Source organism: Bizionia argentinensis JUB59 (genome assembly GCF_000224335.1).
GTDB lineage: Bacteria > Bacteroidota > Bacteroidia > Flavobacteriales > Flavobacteriaceae > Algorimicrobium > Algorimicrobium argentinense.
The window spans coordinates 101,856-126,030 of the sequence record NZ_AFXZ01000034.1 but is presented as its reverse complement, the minus strand read 5'-3'; the positions used below and the strand labels follow the sequence as shown (position 1 = coordinate 126,030).

The 24,175-nt window shown below is 34.2% G+C and carries 23 protein-coding genes and 1 tRNA gene; 13 read left to right on the top strand and 11 right to left on the bottom strand.

Annotated elements, in window-relative coordinates; all coding sequences use genetic code 11:
- Positions 1 to 21: 21 nt before the first annotated feature.
- The 5 genes from kbl (at position 22) to BZARG_RS09715 (ending at position 7,049) form a co-directional block, all read left to right on the top strand.
- Positions 22 to 1,215 (top strand): glycine C-acetyltransferase, encoded by a 1,194-nt coding sequence (kbl, locus tag BZARG_RS09735; protein ID WP_008637864.1) that lies wholly within the window; start codon positions 22 to 24, stop codon positions 1,213 to 1,215.
- A gap of 123 nt (positions 1,216 to 1,338) precedes the next feature.
- The gene (locus tag BZARG_RS09730; protein ID WP_040288407.1) at positions 1,339 to 2,703 is read left to right on the top strand and encodes an OmpA family protein; all 1,365 of its coding nucleotides are present in this window, start codon (positions 1,339 to 1,341) and stop codon (positions 2,701 to 2,703) included.
- 64 nt (positions 2,704 to 2,767) lie between these two features.
- Positions 2,768 to 5,527: a PD-(D/E)XK nuclease family protein gene (locus tag BZARG_RS09725; RefSeq protein WP_008637670.1), complete on the top strand. Its 2,760-nt coding sequence runs from the start codon at positions 2,768 to 2,770 to the stop codon at positions 5,525 to 5,527.
- Positions 5,524 to 6,387, top strand: coding sequence for an alpha/beta hydrolase family protein (locus BZARG_RS09720; protein ID WP_008637846.1), 864 nt, complete (start codon positions 5,524 to 5,526; stop codon positions 6,385 to 6,387). Before BZARG_RS09725 ends, BZARG_RS09720 begins: the two co-directional genes overlap by 4 nt.
- 104 nt (positions 6,388 to 6,491) lie before the next feature.
- Positions 6,492 to 7,049 (top strand): hypothetical protein, encoded by a 558-nt coding sequence (locus tag BZARG_RS09715; RefSeq protein ID WP_008637721.1) that lies wholly within the window; start codon positions 6,492 to 6,494, stop codon positions 7,047 to 7,049.
- A gap of 32 nt (positions 7,050 to 7,081) precedes the next feature.
- Here BZARG_RS09715 and BZARG_RS09710 read toward each other — a convergent pair.
- Together BZARG_RS09710 and BZARG_RS09705 are read right to left on the bottom strand one after the other, a co-directional pair.
- A tRNA-Ala gene (locus BZARG_RS09710) sits at positions 7,082 to 7,155 on the bottom strand.
- A gap of 87 nt (positions 7,156 to 7,242) precedes the next feature.
- On the bottom strand, positions 7,243 to 8,040 hold the full coding sequence (locus BZARG_RS09705; protein WP_008637700.1) for a universal stress protein: 798 nt from the start codon (positions 8,038 to 8,040) through the stop codon (positions 7,243 to 7,245).
- Between the two features lie 56 nt (positions 8,041 to 8,096).
- Between BZARG_RS09705 and BZARG_RS09700 the strand changes: the two genes are divergently transcribed.
- From BZARG_RS09700 to BZARG_RS09690, 3 genes are read left to right on the top strand one after another with little or no spacing between them, the layout of a single operon-like run.
- Complete coding sequence (locus BZARG_RS09700) at positions 8,097 to 8,597, top strand: GNAT family N-acetyltransferase (RefSeq protein WP_008637676.1); 501 nt, start codon at positions 8,097 to 8,099, stop codon at positions 8,595 to 8,597.
- Positions 8,594 to 9,928: an MATE family efflux transporter gene (locus BZARG_RS09695; protein ID WP_008637668.1), complete on the top strand. Its 1,335-nt coding sequence runs from the start codon at positions 8,594 to 8,596 to the stop codon at positions 9,926 to 9,928. Before BZARG_RS09700 ends, BZARG_RS09695 begins: the two co-directional genes overlap by 4 nt.
- Before the next feature lie 25 nt (positions 9,929 to 9,953).
- Positions 9,954 to 10,145, top strand: coding sequence for a hypothetical protein (locus tag BZARG_RS09690; RefSeq protein WP_008637634.1), 192 nt, complete (start codon positions 9,954 to 9,956; stop codon positions 10,143 to 10,145).
- An 82-nt stretch (positions 10,146 to 10,227) separates the two neighbouring features.
- On the opposite strand, the gene BZARG_RS09685 is transcribed toward BZARG_RS09690, so the two are convergent.
- A complete protein-coding gene (locus BZARG_RS09685) occupies positions 10,228 to 10,869 on the bottom strand; it encodes a 2OG-Fe(II) oxygenase (RefSeq protein ID WP_008637810.1) in 642 nt (213 codons plus the stop codon).
- An 89-nt stretch (positions 10,870 to 10,958) separates the two neighbouring features.
- Here BZARG_RS09685 and BZARG_RS09680 point away from each other — a divergent pair, with 89 nt between their 5' ends.
- Together BZARG_RS09680 and BZARG_RS09675 are read left to right on the top strand one after the other, a co-directional pair.
- Positions 10,959 to 11,408, top strand: a complete 450-nt coding sequence (locus tag BZARG_RS09680) for a 6-pyruvoyl trahydropterin synthase family protein (protein ID WP_008637678.1) — start codon at positions 10,959 to 10,961, stop codon at positions 11,406 to 11,408.
- 159 nt (positions 11,409 to 11,567) lie between these two features.
- Positions 11,568 to 12,320, top strand: coding sequence for a UDP-2,3-diacylglucosamine diphosphatase (locus tag BZARG_RS09675; protein ID WP_008637860.1), 753 nt, complete (start codon positions 11,568 to 11,570; stop codon positions 12,318 to 12,320).
- Positions 12,321 to 12,477: 157 nt separating this feature from the next.
- On the opposite strand, the gene BZARG_RS09670 is transcribed toward BZARG_RS09675, so the two are convergent.
- The 8 genes from BZARG_RS09670 to BZARG_RS09635 form a co-directional block, all read right to left on the bottom strand.
- Positions 12,478 to 13,746: an MFS transporter gene (locus BZARG_RS09670; RefSeq protein WP_040288406.1), complete on the bottom strand. Its 1,269-nt coding sequence runs from the start codon at positions 13,744 to 13,746 to the stop codon at positions 12,478 to 12,480.
- 276 nt (positions 13,747 to 14,022) lie between these two features.
- Positions 14,023 to 15,714 carry a single-stranded-DNA-specific exonuclease RecJ gene (gene recJ / locus BZARG_RS09665; protein ID WP_008637646.1) on the bottom strand — a complete coding sequence of 564 codons (1,692 nt, stop codon included), beginning with the start codon at positions 15,712 to 15,714 and terminating at the stop codon, positions 14,023 to 14,025.
- 32 nt (positions 15,715 to 15,746) lie between these two features.
- Positions 15,747 to 16,175: an OsmC family protein gene (locus BZARG_RS09660; protein WP_008637637.1), complete on the bottom strand. Its 429-nt coding sequence runs from the start codon at positions 16,173 to 16,175 to the stop codon at positions 15,747 to 15,749.
- Between the two features lie 11 nt (positions 16,176 to 16,186).
- The gene (locus BZARG_RS09655; RefSeq protein ID WP_008637698.1) at positions 16,187 to 17,914 is read right to left on the bottom strand and encodes a M28 family metallopeptidase; all 1,728 of its coding nucleotides are present in this window, start codon (positions 17,912 to 17,914) and stop codon (positions 16,187 to 16,189) included.
- 39 nt (positions 17,915 to 17,953) lie between these two features.
- Complete coding sequence (locus tag BZARG_RS09650; protein ID WP_040288405.1) at positions 17,954 to 18,526, bottom strand: uracil-DNA glycosylase family protein; 573 nt, start codon at positions 18,524 to 18,526, stop codon at positions 17,954 to 17,956.
- A gap of 116 nt (positions 18,527 to 18,642) precedes the next feature.
- Positions 18,643 to 19,998 (bottom strand): dihydrolipoyl dehydrogenase family protein, encoded by a 1,356-nt coding sequence (locus tag BZARG_RS09645; RefSeq protein WP_008637802.1) that lies wholly within the window; start codon positions 19,996 to 19,998, stop codon positions 18,643 to 18,645.
- 191 nt (positions 19,999 to 20,189) lie between these two features.
- Positions 20,190 to 20,858, bottom strand: coding sequence for a 16S rRNA (cytidine(1402)-2'-O)-methyltransferase (rsmI, locus tag BZARG_RS09640; protein ID WP_040288403.1), 669 nt, complete (start codon positions 20,856 to 20,858; stop codon positions 20,190 to 20,192).
- Between the two features lie 134 nt (positions 20,859 to 20,992).
- Positions 20,993 to 21,724: a hypothetical protein gene (locus BZARG_RS09635; protein ID WP_008637710.1), complete on the bottom strand. Its 732-nt coding sequence runs from the start codon at positions 21,722 to 21,724 to the stop codon at positions 20,993 to 20,995.
- A gap of 103 nt (positions 21,725 to 21,827) precedes the next feature.
- On the opposite strand from BZARG_RS09635, the gene BZARG_RS09630 reads away from it, so the two are divergent.
- The 3 genes from BZARG_RS09630 to mscL all read left to right on the top strand — a co-directional run bounded on the left by BZARG_RS09630 (position 21,828) and on the right by mscL (position 24,061).
- The gene (locus tag BZARG_RS09630) at positions 21,828 to 22,460 is read left to right on the top strand and encodes a thymidine kinase (protein ID WP_008637754.1); all 633 of its coding nucleotides are present in this window, start codon (positions 21,828 to 21,830) and stop codon (positions 22,458 to 22,460) included.
- Between the two features lie 7 nt (positions 22,461 to 22,467).
- On the top strand, positions 22,468 to 23,574 hold the full coding sequence (gene alr, locus BZARG_RS09625; protein ID WP_008637791.1) for an alanine racemase: 1,107 nt from the start codon (positions 22,468 to 22,470) through the stop codon (positions 23,572 to 23,574).
- 76 nt (positions 23,575 to 23,650) lie between these two features.
- The gene (mscL, locus tag BZARG_RS09620; protein WP_008637873.1) at positions 23,651 to 24,061 is read left to right on the top strand and encodes a large conductance mechanosensitive channel protein MscL; all 411 of its coding nucleotides are present in this window, start codon (positions 23,651 to 23,653) and stop codon (positions 24,059 to 24,061) included.
- Positions 24,062 to 24,175 lie beyond the last annotated feature (114 nt).

The following is a 24,175-nucleotide window of genomic DNA, read 5'->3' as shown; positions in this document are numbered from 1 at the left end:
TTTGTAAAAATATTAAAGATTATGTACGGAAAAATTCAACAACATTTAGAAAAAGAGTTACAAGAGATAAAGGACAACGGACTTTATAAAACCGAACGTATTATTACGTCTGCTCAAGGTGCTGAAATAACTTTAGATACTGGCGAAAGCGTTTTAAACTTTTGTTCTAACAACTATTTAGGGTTATCATCGCACCCCGATGTTGTTCAAGCAGCAAAAGATGTTATGGATACGCATGGCTTTGGTATGTCGTCTGTACGTTTTATTTGCGGCACACAAGATATTCACAAAGAACTGGAACAAAAAATTTCTGATTTTTACGGAACGGAAGATACGATATTATATGCCGCGGCTTTTGATGCCAACGGCGGTGTTTTTGAACCTTTATTAGGAAAAGAAGATGCTATTATTTCTGATTCATTAAACCACGCTTCTATTATTGATGGTGTTCGCTTATGTAAAGCCGCTCGCTATCGTTACCAGAATAATGATATGGCCGATTTAGAAAAGCAACTTATTGATGCTAATGAAAAGGGGGCACGTCATAAAATTATTGTTACAGACGGTGTTTTCTCCATGGATGGTTTAGTAGCGCCTTTAGATAAAATTTGCGATTTAGCCGATAAGTATGATGCATTGGTTATGATTGACGAATGTCATGCCACAGGTTTTATAGGTAAAACAGGACGTGGAACGCTAGAAGAAAAAGGTGTAATGGGTCGTGTAGATATTATTACAGGAACATTAGGAAAAGCAATGGGCGGTGCTATGGGTGGTTATACCACGGCTAAAAAAGGCGTTATAGAAATTTTACGTCAACGTTCTAGACCTTATTTATTTTCAAACTCTTTAGCTCCAGCAATTGTTGGTGCATCTATAAAGGTTTTCGAAATGTTAAAAAATGACACTACACTGCGCGATAAATTAGCATGGAACACGGATTATTTTAAATCTGCTATTAAAAAAGCAGGTTTTGATATTATAGATGGCGATTCTGCCATAGTACCTATTATGCTTTACGATGCACAATTATCGCAAACTATGGCTAATATGCTTTTAAAAGAAGGTATCTATGTTATTGGTTTCTTTTTCCCTGTGGTGCCAAAGGAGAAAGCGCGTATTCGCGTGCAACTATCAGCTGCTCATGAAAAGAATCATTTAGACCAAGCAATTGCAGCTTTTATAAAAGTTGGAAAACAATTAGAAATAATATAAATAACGGGTAACCAAGCATAATTTAGGATAATTGGACAATATTTTCCTATATTTGTCTTTGTTAATAATTATTAACAACTTACTTTTGTAGACAATTAACACTTAAAAATTAAATTTTTGAATATGAAAAATCTTAGCAGATTATTGTTCGCTATGTTACTTATGCTAGGCATGGGTAATACATACGCACAAGATGAAAACAACCCTTGGGCAATTACCCTAGGAACAAACGCAGTAGATTTCTACCCTACAGGTGAAGCTGCTCCACTTGGTGATATGTTTGATGAGTATTTTAATGCTACAGACCACTGGAACATTTTACCATCAGTATCATCATTAACAGTTGGTCGTTACTTGAGTAATGGTTTTACTTTAGGTGCAACAGCTTCCTTGAACAAAATCGACAAATTTGGTGATGACCGTTCAAAATATGATGAAGTAACTTACGTTGGTGTAGACGGTATCGTTAAATACGGTTTCGGAGCAGCAATTAACTCTTCTTGGTTCGATCCTTACCTAGGAGTAGGTGGTGGTTATACTTGGGTTGATGAAATTGGAGCTGGTACATTAAACGGAACTTTAGGAATTAATTTCTGGGTTACTGATAATGTAGGTATTACAGTTCAATCTGCATATAAGCATGCATTCGAAGATTATTTAGATACACACTTCCAACATACTGCTGGTATTTCATTTAAGTTCGGTGGAAAAGATACTGACGGAGATGGTATATATGACAAAGATGACGCTTGTCCAGAAGTTTTTGGTTTAGCTGAATTCGATGGTTGTCCTGATACTGACGGTGATGGTATTGAAGACAGTAAAGATGATTGTCCTAACGTTTTTGGTTTAGCTCAATTTAACGGTTGTCCTGATACTGATGGAGATGGTATTCCTGATAATTTAGATGATTGTCCTACTGTAGCTGGATTACAAGAATTAAACGGTTGTCCTGATGCTGACGGTGACGGTGTTGCTGATCATTTAGACGAATGTCCTAATGAAGCAGGTCCTGCTGCAAACAACGGTTGTCCTTGGCCAGATAGAGATGGTGATGGTGTTCCAGACAAAGATGATTTATGTCCAGACAAAGTTGGTACTGCTGCAAACAATGGTTGTCCAGAAGTAACTGAAGCTGTACAAAAAGCTTTAAATGCTTATGCTAAAACAATCTTATTTGATACTGGTAAATCAAGTATCAAAGGTCAGTCTGAAAGTGTACTTAAAGATATTATTGCTATCTTAAATGAGTATCCTAACGCTAAATTTACAGTTGAAGGTCATACTGATAGTGTAGGTAGTGATGCAACTAACATGAAGTTATCTGATGCTAGAGCATTATCTGTAAAAGATTACTTAGTTGCTAGAGGCGTCGATGAATTTAGATTATCATCAAAAGGTTATGGTGAGTCTAAACCAATTGACTCTAACAAGACTAAAGCTGGTAGAGCTAACAATAGACGTGTGGAAATTAACTTAGTAAAATAAGTTATTTCACATAAATTTATAGAAAAACGCTCCGAATATTCGGAGCGTTTTTTATTTTTATAATATGACAACTTTTATACAGGACGTTCTCCAAGATTTACAAAAGAAACAGGTAGATATTGCTAACAGTACACTTATTTTACCCAGCAAACGAGCTGGCGTATTTTTAAAACATCAGTTAGCAGCAACCTTACAACAACCCATTTTCTCACCTACTATTATAAGTATTGAAGAATTTGTAGAAGAGCTCTCACAACTTAAAGCAATTTCCAATACGGAACTACTTTTCGAGTTTTACGACACATATCTTGATATTCAAAAAAATGAAAAACCAGATAGTTTTGATGCCTTTTCTAAATGGGCACAAATACTACTTCAGGATTTCAACGAAATTGATAGATACCTTATTCCACAGGAACAAATCTTCGATTATTTAAGTGATATTAAAGAATTGGATCATTGGTCTGTTGACACCAATCAGACCGATTTTGTAAAAAACTATCTCGTTTTCTGGAAAAAGCTTAAGCTTTATTATAATCAATTTTCTAAAAATCTAATCCATAAAAAGAAAGGATATCAGGGACTAATATATAGAGAAGCTGTAGAAGGTATTCAAAACTATATAAGCTCAAATCCAGACAAGCATCATGTGTTTTTAGGATTTAATGCGCTTAATAAAGCCGAGGAAACCATTATTCAAGAACTCCTAGAAAATAGTCATGCCGATATTTATTGGGATATCGATGCGTCATTTTTTGAAAATAAGAATCACGACGCAGGCTTATTTATAAGGCAACATAATAAGCAATGGCCTTATTTTAAAAACAATCCTTTAAATTGGATTGCCAATAACTATAAGTCGACTAAAGATATCTCCGTCATTGGTGTGCCAAAAAATGTAGGTCAGGCAAAATGCATTGGCAACATATTAAATAAATTGCAAAAAGAAAATAACTCCCTTAATAATACAGCGGTTGTGCTTGGCGAAGAATCTTTACTACTTCCAGTATTGAATTCCATTCCTGATTCCATTAAAGCACTGAATATCACCATGGGATTACCTCTAAAGTCTATTCCTTTAGCCGCCTTATTTGAACAGTTATTCTTTATTCATAAAAAAGAAACTTCAGCTTACTACTTTAAAGATGTGATTAAATTATTGTCCCATCAATTTATTAGTCCACTACTTCAATCTGGAACTAATAACGATATGCAGAAAGTAGTAAACATTATAGAAAGTAATAATTTAATTTATATTTCTTTAGCGCGACTAATAGAACTTGCTCCTAAACATGCCGAACTTTTTCAATTACTTTTTGGCAACTGGAATAATCATGCTACAACGGCATTGGTGCATTGCCAATCACTAATCATGAAGATAAAGGCGCATTTAGAGCAAAATAAGAACCAAAACCTTTTAGCTTTAGAGCATTTATTCAAGTTTAATAGCCTGTTTAATGAGCTAACCTTATTAGATAGTAATTTTAAGCATCTAAAAGATATACATAGTTTGTTTACAGTTTATAAAGAATTATTGAGTTCTGAAACTTTAGATTTCAAAGGAGAACCATTAGAAGGTTTACAAATAATGGGAATGTTAGAGTCGCGAGTTTTAGACTTTGAGACCGTTATAATATCCTCCGTTAACGAAGGAATTTTACCATCTGGAAAAACGAATAATTCGTTTATTCCCTATGATGTGAAGTTGGAAAATAAACTGCCCACCTATAAAGAAAAAGATGCCGTTTATACCTATCACTTTTATCGTTTATTACAACGCGCCAAACGGGTGTTTATCATTTACAACACCGAAATCGATGCTCTAAAAGGTGGAGAGAAAAGTCGATTTATAACCCAACTCGAATTAGAAGGGATTCACAAAATAAAACAGACTATTGCCGTTCCAGATATTCCTTCGGAAACTCATTTAAAAGAAACGGTTATTAATAAAAATGATGATGTCATTAATCAAATAAAAAAATACGCTTCAAAAGGTTTTTCTCCATCCGCATTAACCAGCTATATTCGGAATCCAATCGATTTCTATTTTCAGAAAGTCCTTAAAATAAAAGAGCACGACGATGTAGAAGAGACTGTTGCCGCTAACACCTTAGGAACTGTTATCCATAATACATTAGAAGATTTTTATAAACCTTTTGAAGGCAAGGTTATAATTTGGGAACAGGTTACAGAAATGAAATCTAAAATTGATGCTACCGTAACCAAGCATTTTAAAGATCTCTATAAAGAAGGTGATATTAGCAAAGGAAAGAACTTAATTGTATTTGAAATTGCCAAACGCTACATTTCTAATTTCTTAAATCTAGAAATAGCAGATTTAAAGGATGGCAACACCCTCGAAATTATAGCTATAGAATTGGATAATACAGCTGAAATACATATTCCTGAATTAGATTTCCCAGTTAGAATTACCGGAAAAGTGGATCGTGTAGATAAACGAAATGGTATCACCAGAATTATAGATTATAAATCGGGAAGAGTAGACGATAGTAAAGTACAAATAACCAATTGGGACGATTTAACAACCGATTACGATAAGTATAGTAAATCATTCCAAGTGCTAACTTACGCCTTCTTAATGAACGCGGAAACGCCTTTTAACGAATCTGTTGAGGCTGGAATAATTTCATTTAAAAACTTAAATGCTGGTTTTATAAAATTTCATAAAAAGGAAGTAGGCAGTAGAAACAAATCTGCAGAGATAACGCAGGAGATATTAACAGATTACGAAACTGAATTAAAGAAGCTGATTTTAGAAATCTGTGACCAAAAAATTGATTTTCTAGAAAAAAAGATTATATGAGAATTAAAAATCTAGTTTTAGATAGAACAGATAATAAACCCATTGTTTGGGATGCCTTTTTTAATAAAAATAGCGAGCAAAAACCACTAGTAATATTTTCTCATGGTTATAAAGGTTTTAAAGATTGGGGTCCTTGGAATTTAGTGGCAGAACAATTCAAAAAAGCCAATTTGTTTTTTGTTAAATTCAACTTTTCCCATAATGGTGGTACCGCTGAAAACCCCATCGATTTTCCAGATTTAGAGGCCTTTGCTGAAAACAACTATAGTAAAGAACTTAACGATTTAGACGAAATTCTAAATTATTTACTGTCTCAAGATAATGAATTCCTAAAAGAAATCAACACGAATAATATTACGCTTATTGGACATTCTCGTGGTGGCGGAATATCAATAATTAAAGCCTCTACAGAAACAAGAATAAAAAAAATTATAACGTGGGCTAGTGTTTGCGATTTTTCAAAACGAACTGCAACAATAGGTAATTTAGAAGCATGGAAAAAAGAGGGTGTTAAATACGTTTTAAACGGAAGAACCAAACAACAAATGCCTCATAATTATCAATTTTATGAAGATTTTAAAGCGCATGAAAACCTGCTTAGTATTAAGTTAGCTTCTGAAAGCATAATGGTTCCGCAGTTAATAATTCACGCCATTAATGATCCATCTGTAGCATTTAATGAGGCAGAAGCTTTACATAAATGGAATAATAAAAGTAAGTTAGTTGAAATAAAAGATTCCAATCACGTTTTTGATGGACAGCATCCTTGGAATGACAACAAATTACCCAAAGCTCTTGAAACGGTCGTTTTGGAAAGTATCTCATTTATACAGTCAACCTCAACCGAGAAGGAACTCTAAATAAATATTTTAGAAATCTATTACATATAAATTCCGTTCACACAAAAGGCTACTTAACACATTTTTAGTATCTTACAGTGATTTTATTTTTTGATACAAACTGTATGTTTACTGTAAAAGTTGAAAAAAGAATAATTAGACATTGCAAAACGGTTCTAGAAACACATAATTTTGGTAATCGCTTTACCGCAAACGGCACTAAAGACCAGCAACTTACAGGCATTATTGGACAATCTGTTGTTATGTCCTTTTTTGATTTAGGCTTGATGGATGGCTTAGGTGGCTGTGATCTAGGGGTAGATTTGATAGTAAACAATAAAACTATTGACGTTAAAACTATGGGCCGCACCACAGATGTAAAAAAAAGCTATACCAATAATTTTATAAAATTACAGGATTACTTCAAAACCGATATCTATATATTTTGTAGCTACCACAAAAACAAAGAAGAACTCACTGTTTGCGGTTGGATAGACAAAGATACTTTTATTACCAAACGCCGTTACTTTCCAAAAGGGACGATTCGCACTCGAACGAACCAAACTACGTTTACCACCTTTACTGATTTATTTGAAATAGATAATTGTCATTTAAACACCGTTTCTAATGTACTGGATTTAAAAAAGAAATTAAACCACCCTTTAAATTTTAATAAGTCATAAAAAAAGCAATGCTTTCACATTGCTCTTTAAAGTGGAGAATATCGGATTCGAACCGATGACCTCTACGCTGCCAGCGTAGCGCTCTAGCCAACTGAGCTAATCCCCCAGAATAAACGTTTGACTAATATTACCGTTTATTGTGGCGCAAAATTAAACTATTTTTGTTTAGGTTTAAACTTTCTTTAGATAAAAATTATTTCAACCCACTTAATACTAAAACAGGTAGCGTGCTACTTTCAAAATCCTTTTTCAAAATGGTATTTTTCTCCCATAATTTTGAGAAAAACCCGCGTTTACGGCGTACCACACAAAGCATATCTGGATTGTTATCTTTATAATGTTCTAACACCCCTTGAAAGGTTGTACTATTTTTAGTTTTAGTAGTGTTTGTTATCAATTTGGCTAATCCTGGATTCACATCGAAATCGCCTTCGTTGTAAAATGGTGTCTTTACTAAAAGTAAATTTACAATAGACCTAAACTGATCCATAATACAAATTAATGGAGCAAGAGATTCCTCTTTTTTAATAATAGCAGACTTCAATGCTACTAAAATATAAACAATTGGCCTGAAGCTCAATCCTTCCGGAACAATTAAAGCTGGTATATTAGTTTGTTTAATGATTTTCCCTGAAGTTTTCCCCAAAAACACTGAATCTTTAGTAGAATTGGTTCGTGGTTCAAGCACAATTAAGTCAATATCTAAAGAATGACAAACGAGTTCCAAGGTATCCACTAATTTTCCTTTAAATGATTTTAAAACAATCTCCACATCTTTTGTATCTACTTGAGCTACGTGAGCCTTTAAAAATTCATTACTTTCGCGCTCTAGAATATGATCTATTTTTATTACGGTTCCCGCTTTAGAATACACATCATAAACCTGAACCACATAAATTTTGGCACCAAATGCTTTGGCAAAATCTACTGCATACTGCAAATGACTAACCGCATTTTGGGATGATCCTACTGGTACTAAAATATTCTTCATATTGAAAAAATTAATAACTAATTTAGGTGAATTTCACGCAAAAATACACATTTAATATGATTCGGAAAGGAACGATTAAAGATATTGATAGGATTTTAGAAATAACTAAAGCCTGTGCTATTTATATGGTTTCTAAAAACATAGAACAGTGGAATGCGCATTATCCAAATCGTTCGGCTTTTCAAAATGATGTGGCCAGAGACGAATTATATGTTTTAGAAGATGAGAAAATAATTATTGGCTGCGTCGTTATATCCACATATATGGATGACGAATATTCCGCTATATCTTGGTTAACGCCCAATAATCAAAATCTGTATATTCATCGACTGGCCATACATCCGGATTATCAAGGCCAAGGATTAGCACAAAAGCTCATGGAATTTGCTGAAAAATATGCCAAACAAAATAATTGCACTTCTATTCGTTTAGATACTTTCTCAAAAAACGATAGAAATAAAAAGTTTTACGAACTTCGCGGTTATAAAAAATTAGGCACTATTTATTTCCCTAATCAAAGTGAATTTCCTTTTAACTGTTATGAATACGTATTGTGAGCACCAACATTAGTTTAAAGCATATAAATAAATTAGCCATACCTGCATTAATAGCTGGTGTAGCAGAACCCATTTTGTCCATTACTGATACGGCAATTGTAGGCAATCTTACAGAAAATGCAACGGAATCTTTAGCCGCTGTTGGCATTGTGGGCACCTTTATTTCCATGCTTATTTGGGTTTTAGGTCAAACACGGAGTGCTATCTCATCTATAGTTTCTCAATATGTTGGATCTGATAATTTACAGAAAGTTAAAAACCTGCCTGCACAAGCTATTTTTATTACTACAGGCATTAGTATTTTTATTATTTTAGGAACATATCCGTTTGCAGATTCCATTTTTAGACTTTATAATGCATCGGATTTAATTTTAAATTACAGCGTTGAATATTACCAAATTCGCGTATTCGGCTTTCCATTTACATTATTTACTTTTGCCATTTTTGGAACATTTAGAGGTCTCCAAAATACATTTTACCCAATGATTATCGCTATTGTTGGCGCAAGTGTGAATATTGTTTTAGATGTTATTTTAGTTTATGGTATTGAAGGCTATATTCCCGCTATGAACATTAAAGGCGCAGCTTATGCAAGCGTTATTGCCCAAATGCTTATGGCTATTATTTCAGCTTATTACTTATTGAAAAAAACCGATATTCCACTTCGTTTTAGTTTTCCTTTTAACAAGGAAATCAATCGATTCTTAATCATGATTCTTAATTTATTTGTAAGAACATTGGCGCTTAATATCACCCTTTATTTTGCGAGCTCTTTTTCTACCAGCTATGGTAAAGAATATATTGCAGCTTACACTATAGCTATCAATTTATGGTTTTTAGGCGCTTTTATTATTGATGGTTACGCCAGTGCTGGAAATATTTTATCAGGAAAATTATTAGGTGGTAAAGAATATGGCAAATTGCTTACTTTAAGTAATAAACTCATGAAATATGGTGTCATACTAGGAGTTATCCTGGCGGCAACTGGCACTATTTTTTACAATTTTATTGGACATGTGTTTACACAAGAAGAAGCCGTTTTAATTCAGTTTTATAATATATTCTGGATCATTTTAGCCATGCAACCATTATGCGCTATTGCCTTTATTTTTGATGGTATGTTTAAAGGATTAGGTAAAATGAAAGTATTAAGAAACGTATTACTCATGGCAACTTTTCTCGTGTTTTTACCCGTGCTGTTTTTATTAGACAGTTTGGATTATAAGCTCTTCGGAATTTTTATAGCCTTTACATTTTGGGTTATTGCTAGAGGCTTACCACTAATAATAAAATTTAGACAAGAATTTTTACCGCTTTCAGAAAAACAGTAACTTTGCCAATTAAATGACTCGTAACATGATAGCACTTTTTTCGTTATTGCAAGAAATCGATATTGAAGAGAAAGTAAAAAATGCACCAAACGGCGATTATGAAATTGGTGTTCTTATAGGTTCTTTTATTCCTCTAGTTGTGCTCGTAATTATTGCTTACGCCCTTTATAGATATAATAAAAAAAATAATTTAAAAGAATTAAACAAGGAAGATTAGTATGGGCGGAAATATGCTTTTTTTAGTTTTGGCAGTAGTGTTGATAATCATATATATTTACAACCGTAACAAGCGTCGCTAATTAGCGCGTTTTAAGCCATCCAGTAATGCTTAATCGCTTTGCATTAACAGGCTTAACTTCGTGTTCTAATATTTGACTTTCAAAAATAACCACACGTCCTGGAAACGGGTAAATTACTTTTTCTGTTTCTACACCATTTTCATCTAAGTATAACACCAATTCACCACCGTTTTCAGGTAACCAACCATCTTCATTTAAATAGCATACAAAGGACAATTTTCGTCTGTCATCATTCTGAAATGTATCTAAATGGCGCTTATAGTATGTTCCTTCAGGGTACAATGCATAATGAAACTCTTTATGAAGAATTCCTAAAAAACAGGTTTTATTTAAGTATTCAACTAAATTATTAATTTTCTTGAAAAAAGTTGCCTCTAAAGGATCAGTTCTGTTTTCATCAATCCATAAAATAACATCACCGCGAATGGATTTTTCAATAACCTCATTAACCCTATTTCCAATGGCTGCTTTTTTAAATGCATTGGCTTCATGCTTGTCTAAAAGCGACTGTCGCAATTCCAAAACCTCATCTTGTGTGAAGAAGTTTTCAACCAAACTGTATTTTTTCGTTAAAATATCGTCAATAATACGTTCATACTGTAGATTTTCAACAAAAGCAATCTCATTAAACAATTGATTCATAAGTATTTAACAAATAAGAAGTATGCAAATTTACTCTAAAAATAGATTCCTTTTACAAAACGATTACCTTTGCAGTGAAAAATAATATCATGGGAAATATTAGAATTACAAAGCAATTCTCGTTCGAGGCAGGACATGCGCTTTATGGCTATGATGGTAAGTGCAAAAACGTACATGGCCACAGCTATAAATTATCTGTAACAGTTATTGGAAAACCGATTGAAGATCCTAATAATGTGAAGTTTGGAATGGTGATTGATTTTGGAGATTTAAAAAAAATTGTGAAATCAGAAATAGTTGATGTGTTTGATCACGCCACCGTATTTAATAAAAATACACCTCATGTAGAACTAGCAAAAGAACTTCAAGATCGCGATCATAGCGTACTTTTAGTAGATTATCAGCCGACTAGTGAAATGATGGTGATTGATTTTGCACATAAAATAAAAAAACATTTACCGAAGCACATTGCATTACATTCCTTGAGACTTTCGGAAACAGATACGAGTTGTGCAGAGTGGTATGCGAGTGATAACTAATAGCTTTAAAAATTCAATTAATCGATTACAAAGATTAAGTTGAATATAGAAGAACTTCTTAATTCAATCTAAAAACCAGAATGGTTGAAAGTTTTAATCTTTAACCTGAGTTTATAAAATGAGATTTCTGCATTCGCAGGAATTAATTATACTTACTGCATGAACATCCCAAAAGGAAAAAAAATATACTTCGCATCCGATAATCATTTAGGCGCTCCAACTGCAGAAGCGTCAAGACCTCGAGAACAAAAATTTGTAGCCTGGTTAGACGAAGTCAAGGAAGATGCAGCCGCTATTTTCCTGATGGGCGATTTATTCGATTTTTGGTTTGAATATAAAACGGTTGTACCAAAAGGTTTTACTAGGACCCTCGGAAAATTAGCGGAAATAACGGATTCTGGCATTCCAGTTTACTTTTTTGTTGGGAATCACGATTTATGGATGGATGGTTATTTTGAAGAAGAACTAAATATTCCTGTGTACCATAAACCACAAGAATATACTTTTAACAACAAAACGTTTTTAATTGGTCATGGCGACGGATTAGGCCCTGCCGACAAAGGTTATAAACGCATGAAAAAGGTATTTATCAATCCCTTTAGCAAATGGTTATTCCGTTGGCTTCATCCCGATATTGGTGTAAGATTAGCGCAATATATGTCTGTTAAGAATAAGTTGATTTCTGGTGATGAAGATGCTAAATTTTTAGGCGAAGATAATGAGTGGCTCGTACAATATTGCAAACGCAAGTTAGAAGATAAACACCTTGATTATTTTGTTTTTGGCCACAGACATCTACCTTTAGAAATAGACCTCAACGTGGATTCTAAATACGTTAATCTAGGCGATTGGATTAACTATTATACTTATGGCGTTTTTGATGGTGAGAAATTAGAACTAAAAAAATATTAAAAATAAGGCCTTCTCAAAAGTATACAAGAGTTTTAGACTCAATAAAACAGACTGATAGTTCGTTTTATTCGCGAAATAAATAGGATCTCATTTGTGTAAAGTTTTAAGGAACGAGTAGTTTAGTGATTCCGATAATTATCAGGAGGTGTCAAAATTATCATTCAGATCTTTCATGCTCTTCAATATCCTTCGTCAAATCCAATTTCCTAAATGACGGTGAAACCAATCCTGTTGTTACGGCTGTAATAATGGTCATTGTACCACCAAAGACAACAGCTGTAACCGTTCCCATTAATTTAGCTGTTACGCCACTTTCAAAAGCACCAAGCTCGTTTGATGATCCTACAAACATAGAATTTACAGATGCCACACGACCACGCATATGGTCTGGCGTTTTAATTTGTAAAATGGTTTGTCTGATAACCACAGAAACACCATCAGTCACCCCACTAAAGAATAAAGCTACAACCGAAATCCAAAACCATGAGGAGAGTCCGAAAACAATAATACAAACTCCAAATCCGAATACGGCCGCTAATAATTTTATACCGGCATTTTTACTTATTGGAATATAAGCTGTGATTAGCATGGTTAAAAATGCACCAACAGCAGGAGCAGCACGTAACACACCAAAACCTTCCGATCCAACATGCAAAATATCTTGTGCAAAAATGGGTAATAATGCTATAGCACCACCAAATAAAACCGCAACCATATCCAATGTTAAGGCGCCCAAAATGGCTTTTGTTTTAAAAACGAAGTTTAACCCCTCTTTTAAACTTTGCATAACAGGTTCTCCTATTTTGGTATTTAAAATCGGTTTCTTTTTAATTTGTGTAACGGTAATTAATGCAAAAAGCACCATTCCAAAAACAAAACACAATGCCCAATGAACACCAATCATACTAATTAAAACACCGGCAGTTGCAGGCCCCAAAACAGATGCCATTTGCCAAGTGGAACTACTCCAAGTTGCGGCATTTGGGTATATTTTTTTAGGAACAATTAAAGCGATTAGAGAAAAGATGGTTGGCCCAAAAAACGAGCGCAAAAAGCCACCAAAAAATACAAGCGCATAAATAGAATATAAGACGGAATTGGTAGACCAGCCTTCCACAATTTTAGGCCAAGTTAGTAAAAATAGCCCGAGACTAATTAACGAGAATAACGCTAAACAAGTTGCTAATAAAGTTTTCTTCTCACGTTGGTCTACAATATGACCAGCAAATAAAGCCATGGTTAATGCTGGAATAATTTCCATTAAACCAATAATACCAAGCGATAAGGGATCTTTAGTAATACTGTACACTTGCCATTCAATGATAATAAATTGCATGGACCAAGCAAATACTAATGCAAAACGTAATACTAAAAATATATTAAACTCCTTAATTCGGAGTGCTGCGTATGGATCTTTTTTAGACATTCTAATTTCCTGCCAAGACAGGAATCTTTTAATTTAATATTTTGCTTTCCGTCAAGACCTCACAGTCCCGACGTTTCGGGATTAAAAACCTGTGAGGTTTAAAATAAAGTTTATTCTTCCATAACTCACAATGTGAAACCATGTAAAACGGTTTTATATAGTACCGACTTTAATCCATGAGAAAATTGAAAGCACAAAAGTACAACACGAAGTGTTTCTAATAAAGACTTTTAAGGGGATTTTAGTTTTTTACACAAATGATATAAATAAACAACACTATTTAATATCCCGAAGTTTCAATTGAAGCGAAACAGTTCCATTCCAATGATTTTCATCAATAGAATACACGGCTTGAAATGGTTTTTTATTAGTAATAGTCTCTAATTTATCGCCTAAACTAAAACCAATACACACCAATTTATTAGTCTTTTCTGGATTAGTAACGGTAATCCGCAAGTGACTTTTATCTTCGCCAACACATTTGCCGTAACCCGTATCTGTAAGATTATCGCTCATAAAAATAGGCGACATATTACCAGGTCCAAAAGGTGCAAACTGTTTTAAAATTCGGTTGAACTTGGGTGTCACATCACACAAATCAATTTGAGCATCAATTTTAATTTCTGGCATTAATAACGATCTATCTATGGTTTTTGAAACCTCATCTTCAAAAGCTTGTTTAAATGCTTCATAATTTTCAGATTTTAAAGTAAGTCCAGCAGCGTATTTATGCCCACCAAATTGTTCAATATGATCCGAACAAGCTTCTAAAGCATTATAGACGTCAAAACCACTGATGGAACGTGCAGAGGCAGCCAAACGGTCGCCACTTTTAGTAAATACTAGCGTTGGCCTGTAATAGCTTTCTATTAATCTTGATGCTACAATACCTATTACACCTTTATGCCACGATTCGTGATATACAACAGATGTAAAACCTTCTTGCTCATTATTGGTTTCTATTTGATCGAGAGCTTCAATGGTTATGCGCTTATCCGTTTCTTTTCTATCAGAATTAAAAAACTCAATTTCTGCTGCATAGGTTTTCGCCAATTCCGGATCTGTTTCCGTTAGTAAAGTCACAGCATAATTACCGTGTTTCATACGTCCTGCGGCATTTATGCGTGGAGCAATAGTGAAAACCACATCTGTAATGGTCAGTGTTTCTTTTTTAACTTCGGAAATGATGGCGGCAAATCCTGGGCGTGGATTTGTGTTAATAACCTGAAGTCCTAAATAAGCTAGTGCGCGATTTTCACCAGTAATCGGAACTATATCGGCACCGATTGCTGTGGCTACCAAATCTAGATATTCGGTTAAATCTTCGGTTGTTTGTCCTTGTCGGGTCGACAGGGCTTGGACAAGTTTAAATCCGACGCCACAACCACATAATTCCTTATACGGATAGGTACAATCATCGCGTTTAGGATCTAAAATAGCGACTGCTTTTGGTAATTCTGCTCCCGGTCTATGGTGATCACAAATAATAAAATCGATACCTTTTTCATTGGCGTAAGCAACTTTATCAATGGCTTTTATACCACAATCTAAAGCTATAATTAAAGAAATACCATTGTCATCAGCAAAATCAATTCCTTTAAATGAAACGCCATAACCTTCATCATAGCGATCAGGAATATACGTAGCTACCAAATCAGTTCGGGTCCTCAAATACGAACTCATTAAGGCCACGGACGTGGTGCCATCTACATCATAATCACCATAAACCATAATATGTTCACCTTCCTCCAAAGCCGTTTCAATGCGAGCAACAGCAAGATCCATATCTTTCATAAGATATGGATCGTGTAAATCTTTTAAACTCGGACGAAAAAACGTCTTCGCCGCATCGTAGCTTTCTATACCACGTTGCAATAATAAGTTGGCAACAATAGGTTCTACTTGAAGCGCTTTTTGTAAAGCGTCTACTTTTTCCGATTCTGGTTTTGGTTTAATAGTCCAGCGCATAGCGTCTTTTATTCCTTAAAAGATAAAGTTATTTACTTATTATGATAATGAATACTCGTTTTTACCGTAGCAAATTTTCGAAACATTTCCATAACGCCACAGTATTTTTCAATGGATAAATCGACAGCCTTTTTAATTTTATTTTCATCTAAATTATCACCATAAAAATGATATTCGACGGTAACCTTGTCGTAATATTTTGGATGCTCTTCCGTAATTTCGCCATAGGTATCCATGCGAAACTCGGAAACCTGAACTTTCATTTTATCTAAAACAGAAACCACATCTAACCCAGAACAGCCTGCTAATGCTGAAAGCATCATAGCTTTTGGTGATAGTCCCGAATTATGTCCGCCATTTTCTGGACTCGTATCTATTAAAACCGTTTTTCCACTTGGGTTATCCGATTCAAATTGCATATTCCCTTTCCAATGCGTAGTTACCTTATTTGTATTTGTCATGTTTGTTATTTTTATTTCTTTAAATCTTCAATAATAGTTTCAGCCGTTTTTTTAACCACCATCTGTGATTTACCAATAGATTCTTTTAAATTTTCTTCTTTTGAAACCATATCAACCGTTGTAGCAATGGCTCTTACATACCAATCTTGCCAAGCTTCAATAATTTCAATTTGCTCTGCTAATTTATCTCCTTTTTTAATGGCTATTTTTCCTTGCTTTAACTCTTCATTCAATCTAGAAATGGCGGCTTCTTCTATAGCTGAAATCATAGAATTCGCAGTTTTTTCATCTGAATTTAATAAAACATGAGCCGAATTTAATGATGCTATACCCACGTTTTTAAGTGTTTCTTTGGATACTTTATCAAGACGATCATTATCTGTATGATAAAATTGATCGGTAAAATGCCAAAATAATACACTTGGAATATCATTTTGCAGAAATGGCATATGATCACTTCCCCCTTCATAAGGATTCGTATTCACTTCCCAATTGGCACGTTTACCTTGAGCCTCAAATTCACGAATTACAAAATCATTTAAATAATGCGGCTTCATTTGGTCTAAACTCATAACGCGACCACCCCATTCTGAGTGCTTATCATTACCACGGGTCCAAATAGCACTTGGGTCTGGCATTTTTTCAATTAGAAAAGAACCGCCTGTAATTGCAGTATTTTCTCCAACCATATCTAAACTTATTCCCCACTTAATATGTTTTGCTCGAACTTCATCTTCCTGAACATAACGTCCTGTAGATACAATTTCATCTCCCCACAAAATAGTTAGCGTACGTGCTGGATCCCATGTTTTTTCTTTTAATAATTTTGCCGAAAGCGTTGCCATTTCCAAGGCAACACCAACACCTGTAGCGTTGTCATTTGCACCAGGCTCTTGCACATGTGCACTAAAAACTAAACGTTCTTTTGGTAATTTGCTTCCTCTAATGTCGGCAACAATGGTTAATTCCTCCGATTCATATATTTTAGTTTCTATTTGCACATTAAGTGTTGTTGTGCCTTCTAAAACTTTAGCTTTAAGTATTTCCTTTGCTTCATAAGATAAGGCGACAGCCCAACCTTTCGCTTTGGCATTAAAAGGAATCGAGCGAAATTGGATAGATGTTGTATTTTTTTCGGGTTGTAAATAAGATGGATTATCATAAGTTATAACGCCAACAGCGCCGCCTTCAACTACGGCTGTATTAAAAATACGTGCTGGACTCGTTTCAGCAAATACAATTTTACCTTTTACATCCATGCTTTTTAACTTCTGGACATCCTTTACATAAACAACCTCTGCAGTTACGCCTTCTTTTGGTGTACTGTACGAATTTAGCGCCACCATGTTTCGGTTGGTAGCCTGCATTAAAAGAGGCTTTTCATTGTTATTAAAACTAACGCTGGCATCAACAATTTCCCAAGTTGGATTTTTAAGTGCGCGTTTTTCAATTCTATAGGTCAATCGGTTATTAGCCGATGCCTTTTCTTCTAGAACATAACCGGCAGCCTCCAAATGTTTGGCTACAAAGTTAATACTTTTATTAAAGCCAGTATTTCCAACAACGCGCCAGTATTGTTCTACAAACGCCGTCGTTTCATAGGCCAAATCACCGGTGAAATTTTCTGCAATTATCTGATCTAAACTTTCTTTAGTTGCTTGCTTTTTTAAGCCTTGCGCTTGTATCTGACTCACAAAAGCAAAGCTAAAAACGAATAGAAATAGTATTTTTTTAATCATATTTTCTAATATTTTAGGGGAAAGTTAAAGATAGATTTTTCATTTTATAAGACTGTGTGTTTTCGATTTTAATATAGGCAATATATCTGTTTGAAACCAAGGGTTTTTAGTAAACCAAAAGCGATTCCTTGGCGATGGATGCGGTAAGGGCAAATAGCGCGGTAAGTAATCCTGAAAATTATCAACCGTTTCCGTTAGTGTTTTTTTGGCTCTATCTTTTAAATAATAGCGCTGCGCATACATACCAATTAGTAAAACTAGTTCTACTTTCGGCATATGCTCCCAGAGTTGATTATGCCATTGCGGTGCACATTCTGGCCTTGGCGGTAAATCGCCAGATTTGCCCTTTCCCGGATAACAGAAACCCATTGGTATTATGGCAAAATTTTCTGGATTATAGAATTGCTCGTCTGTTACATCCAACCAAGCTCGTAATTGTTTCCCACTAGCATCATCCCATGGTATTCCTGATTTATGAACTTTAGTTCCCGGCGCTTGACCAATAATCACGATTTTAGAATTTTTGTGTGCTGACAGAACCGGTCTTGGACCTAATGGTAAATAATCTTTACAAATGGTACATTGACGAATGTTATGGAGTAAATCTTGCATTATTTCAATATAAGCGTTTCTACCAAAATATTTTAATTGTCACAGACTTTAATTACAGCGTACATAATTACATTTACGACAAAACTGCAATTACAATTTAAGATTTTTAACAGCTTTTAATTTTCCATCATACTCTTAAAATCGATAACATAGGAAGGATATGTAAAAATCATGTTTTTAAATTCCTTTACTGTCATTTTATTATAAATAGCCGTAGCAAATACGTTGATACTTTCATTCGCTTCCGAACTTAAAATATGAGCGCCTACAATTTCATCGGTACGCTCATTGACTAATATTGTGTAAGCATATGTATCTTCATTCTCTTTTTTTGCATTGAACCAATCGCTGGCATCACCTTGATACACTTTTATATTTTTATAACGTGCTTTAGCTTCTTCTTCACCATAACCCACGGAAGATAAATTTGGCGTGGTAAATACGGTTGAAGGCACACAAGGCACATCAAACGTTTTGGTTTTTTCTTTAACCACATTATTACCTGCAATATAACCTTGCAAACCTGAAAGCGGTGTTAACGCCAATGATTTATTGGAAACATCGCCACAGGCATATACTTTTGGATGTGATTTACTCTGTAAATAATCGTTTACTACAACGCCATCTTTGTCCACCTCAACACCTGCATTTTCAAGTTGCAAAGCTTTTACAGCAGCAACTCTTCCAGCAGTATTAATAACTAGTCTGGATTTATGTGTTTCAGTATTACCATTGACAGCATAGGAGACTTTTAAATTCTTTTTTAGTTCTTTAACAGCAGTCACGTCCGCATTAAAAATAAATTTCACGCCCAATCTTTCCATTTTTGTCATCAGTTTATTTACTAGAAACTGATCGAAATTGGCCAAAGACGTTTTATCTCTTTCAATAATAGTAACCTGGCAACCCAAAGTTGCTAACATACAAGCAAACTCCATGGCAATATAACCAGAACCAATAAAGGTTATAGACTTCGGAATTTTCTTTAAATCCAAAACATCTTCGCTTACTTTTAAAAACTCCTTACCTTCTATATCCAATTCTCTTGGAATATTTCCGGTAGCAATAATAAAGTGATCGGCAGAAACAACTTTTCCTTCTACCTCAACTTCATTTTTACTTATAAATTTTGGCGATTGATGGTAAAGTGAAATGCCTAGATCTTTTAAATTTTGTTCTGTATTGGGCGGAATAGGATTAGAAAATGAGCGTCTGAATTTCTGGACTTTCTTCCAGTTTAATTTGGGAAGTTTTTTAATACCAAGTCCTTCCAACCTCTTACTTTGATAAAGTAATTCCGAAAATTGTAATAATATTTTTTTAGAATCGCAACCTCTATTAGCACAAGTACCTCCAAATTCCCTATTATCGGAAATGGCAACGCTCAAATTGTTTTCTCTGCAAATTTTTGCAGCGGTTTGTCCAGCAATACCACTGCCAATGACAAAAACGTCATAATGTTTATTTTTCATACCCCTAATTTGTAAAGATTAAGATACTTAAATTTTAAACAGATACTGTTAGGAAAAATCTAAAGTTTGGATATACTGCGAGTAGAGAAACAAAAAATCATTTTTCTAGTCCAAACACATATTATGAAGCTAATATTGGTTTTTGAAAAAACGATTTTGACCTACTTTTGTTTTTCTACAAAACAATAAGATTACTTTTTCCCACCAACAACCACAACAATTTCTCCTTTTGGTGGTTTATTTGTATAATGTTCTAAAACTTCTTTGGCAGTTCCTCGGATGGTTTCTTCGTAGAGTTTGGTGATTTCGCGAGATACAGAAACAGGTCTTTCTTCTCCAAAATATTCACAAAAATGAGTCAAAGTTTTTATAAGTTTATGTGGACTTTCATAAAAGATAATCGTTCGTGTTTCTTCAGCCAAAAGTAACAACCGGGTTTGACGCCCTTTTTTTACAGGCAAAAAACCTTCAAAAACAAATTTATCATTTGGTAAACCGCTGTTCACTAAAGCAGGTACAAAAGCCGTGGCGCCTGGTAAACAATCGACTTCAATATTATTTTCAATACAAGCTCTGGTCAATAAAAAACCAGGATCTGAGATAGCTGGTGTTCCGGCATCACTAATTAATGCCATGGTAACGCCACTTTTCAGTTTGTTAATTAAGTTTTCCACCGTTTTATGCTCATTATGCATATGATGGGATTGTGAAGGCGTTAAAACATCAAAATGTTTTAGCAGTTTTCCAGAAGTTCGTGTGTCTTCAGCAAGAATTAAATCGACAGATTTTAAAACCTCTACGGCTCTAAATGTCATGTCTTTAAGATTCCCAATTGGTGTTGGAACAATGTACAATTTCATAAAGCGTGATTTCGATTCAAATTTACAATCTTTGAAACAATTTCAACATAAAAAAGCCCAGTTAAAAAGCTTATTTAAATAGAAATTTAAACTAATGGATTTAGTGATTTTATCTTTAAAACAGGCTCCAAGTATTAGTCGAATTTACCTTCAATAAGTTCCATAAAGCGTAATTCATAAACGCTTTTACCTTCCCAATTATTATAATCTGGTTTAACGATATTCAGAATAAACTGATGAACCTCTTCAACAGAGTTTAAAGTATTCACTTGAGAAATAACACGATTATAATCATCACCTTCACCATCAAATAAATGTTTTATAAAAGCTATTTTGTCATTAAGCCCAATAATAATGCCTTTTTTAAGCTTATCGTTAAGTGATTTTTTCGCATTAGGATCAATTCTTTTCACGGGATCAAAAATAGGTTCTGTTGCAAAACCAGCTGTAATTTCATCAAAATCCATAACACGACCTTGTGTTTTAGGTTCCGTTTTATTAAAAAGTGCATCTACCATTTCTGCTTCTAGTGGCATTTGAGCAACCATATCTTTAATTTTCTCAATGGCAGGTTCCATAATATCGTCATGATCCGAGTCATCCATGTTTATATAGGTACGATCTTCAAACTCTATATTATCGCTCACTTTATTATTAAAAGCAACGTCCAACATATCAAAGAATGACGAATCGTTACCAATAGTTGGAATATTATCCTCTAAATTTTCTTTTGCAAATTTTAAAACCGTTAGTTTTTCATAGAGCATAGCGACTTCTTGATGCATTTTATTAAGATCGTCTTTTCCTTTTAACTTTAGTATTCTGTGTGCAATACTCATTAATTCAGCCTCTAACTTCTTCTTCATAACTTTTAACTTTAAAACCTATTTATGCTTTTGATTTTTAATAAATTTACGCCACCTTTATACAAAACGAACATACCGTTTGTTTTAGTGTTAAAATTACAAAATGTTTCTCGAAAATACAGTAAATCATAAAGAACAATTTGGTTGGATAGAAGTTATCTGCGGATCTATGTTTTCTGGTAAAACAGAAGAATTAATTCGTAGACTTAAGCGCGCCCAATTTGCAAAACAAAAAGTAGAGATCTTTAAACCGACTGTAGATTCGCGTTATGATGAAGAAATGGTAGTCTCTCACGATGCTAATCAAATCCGATCAACACCTGTTCCTGCCGCTGCCAATATTCCTATTTTAGCCGATGGCTGCGATGTGGTTGGTATTGACGAAGCCCAGTTTTTTGATGATGAAATTGTTCGCGTTTGTAACGATTTAGCCAACAAAGGCGTTCGGGTTATTGTTGCCGGTCTAGACATGGACTTTAAGGGTAATCCTTTTGGACCTATGCCGAACTTAATGGCAACTGCGGAATATGTTACCAAAGTGCATGCTATTTGTACCAAAACGGGAAATTTAGCACAGTTTAGCTACCGAAAATCTCAAAATGACAACTTGGTTTTACTTGGCGAAGTCGAGGAATACGAACCGCTTAGTCGCGCCGCATATTACAAATCCATGCAACGTGATAAGATTCGAAATATGAAAGTTAGTGAAGCCGAAGAAATTCCTAAAAACCTATAAGATACCCATGGAAAAAGTGCATGAAACCGTTCTTGAAATAGACTTAAATGCCTTAAAAGAAAATTTCCAATACCTTAAAACACGGGTAAAACCTAAAACGAAAATTCTAGCAGTTGTAAAAGCTTTCGCTTATGGTAGTAGCTCTGTAGAAATTGCTCAATATTTAGAAAATCTAGATATCGATTATTTCGCTGTAGCCTACACGCATGAAGGTATTGCTCTGCGCGAAGCAGGCGTTAAAACACCAATTTTAGTGTTGCATCCACAATCCATGAATTTTAAGACACTTATTGAGCACGCACTGGAACCTAGTTTATATAGCCATTTTGTTTTAAATGAATTTATAAAAGTTGCTCATACTGAAAAGCAATCCAACTATCCCGTTCATATTAAATTTAATACAGGATTAAACCGATTGGGTTTTGAATCTGATGATGTTTCGGATGTTGTGTCTATATTAAAAAATACATCAAGCATTCTAGCAAAATCATTGTTTTCCCATTTAGCGGCTAGTGAGGATTTTAATGAAAAAGAATTTACAGAAAAACAAATCCAAACATTTAAAGATATTTCGGAAGAATTTACAGAATCCATAGGTTTTAAACCCATATTACACCTTTGTAATACGTCTGGAATATTAAATTATCCAGAAGCTCATTTTGATATGGTTCGATCCGGAATTGGTCTTTATGGTTTTGGTAATTCGGATTTAGAAGACCAACATTTTACGCCGATTGCGACATTAAAATCTATTATTTCGCAAATTCACACTATTAAAAAAGGTGATAGTGTTGGTTATAACCGCGCATTTATAGCCAACAAACAGACAAAAATAGCTACAATCCCTGTTGGCCATGCCGATGGAATTGGCAGACAATACGGTAATGGCAAAGGCTTTGTAACTATTAACAATAAGCAAGCACCTATTATTGGAAATGTTTGTATGGATATGATTATGATTGATATTTCAGATATTAATTGTCAAGAAGGTGATGAGGTTATCATTTTTGGAAAAAATCCAACTGCAAATGCTTTTGCCTTAGCAACAACAAGTATTTCCTATGAAATTATAACAGCTATTTCACAAAGAGTAAAACGCGTGTTTTTAAAATAATTTATAGGTTCATTGGCTTTCAATCAACTTTTTGTCTAAATTTAAACTATTAATCACTTACTAAAAACCACTTATTATGTTAAAGGAATTTAAAAACTTTATAATGACGGGTAACGTCATTGACCTCGCTGTTGCTGTTATTTTAGCTGGCGCAGTTGGTATGGTTGTCAATGGATTTGTATCCGATATTATGATGCCATTTATTGGCCATTTTGCAGGCGGACTTGATTTTGCCGATATGAAAATTGTTCTTGATGAAGCTATTATAGCTGCTGACGGAACGGTTACAAAACCAGAAAATGCCGTTATGTATGGTAAATGGGTTAATTCTATAATCAATTTAATTACGGTTGGTTTTGTATTATTTATGATTGTAAAAGCTTACAACAAAACTAAAAAGCCCGTAGTAAAAGCTCCAGAGGCTCCAAAAGGACCTTCTGATAATCAATTACTTATGGATATTCGCGATTTATTAAAAAAACAATAAGTAGTAACCGCTACACTATATATTCTAACCCTAAACCACTTCGTAACTGAAGTGGTTTTTTTATGTTTTATTTGAACCGAAAGCCTGATTAATTCTTTAGTTTTGTAATTATAA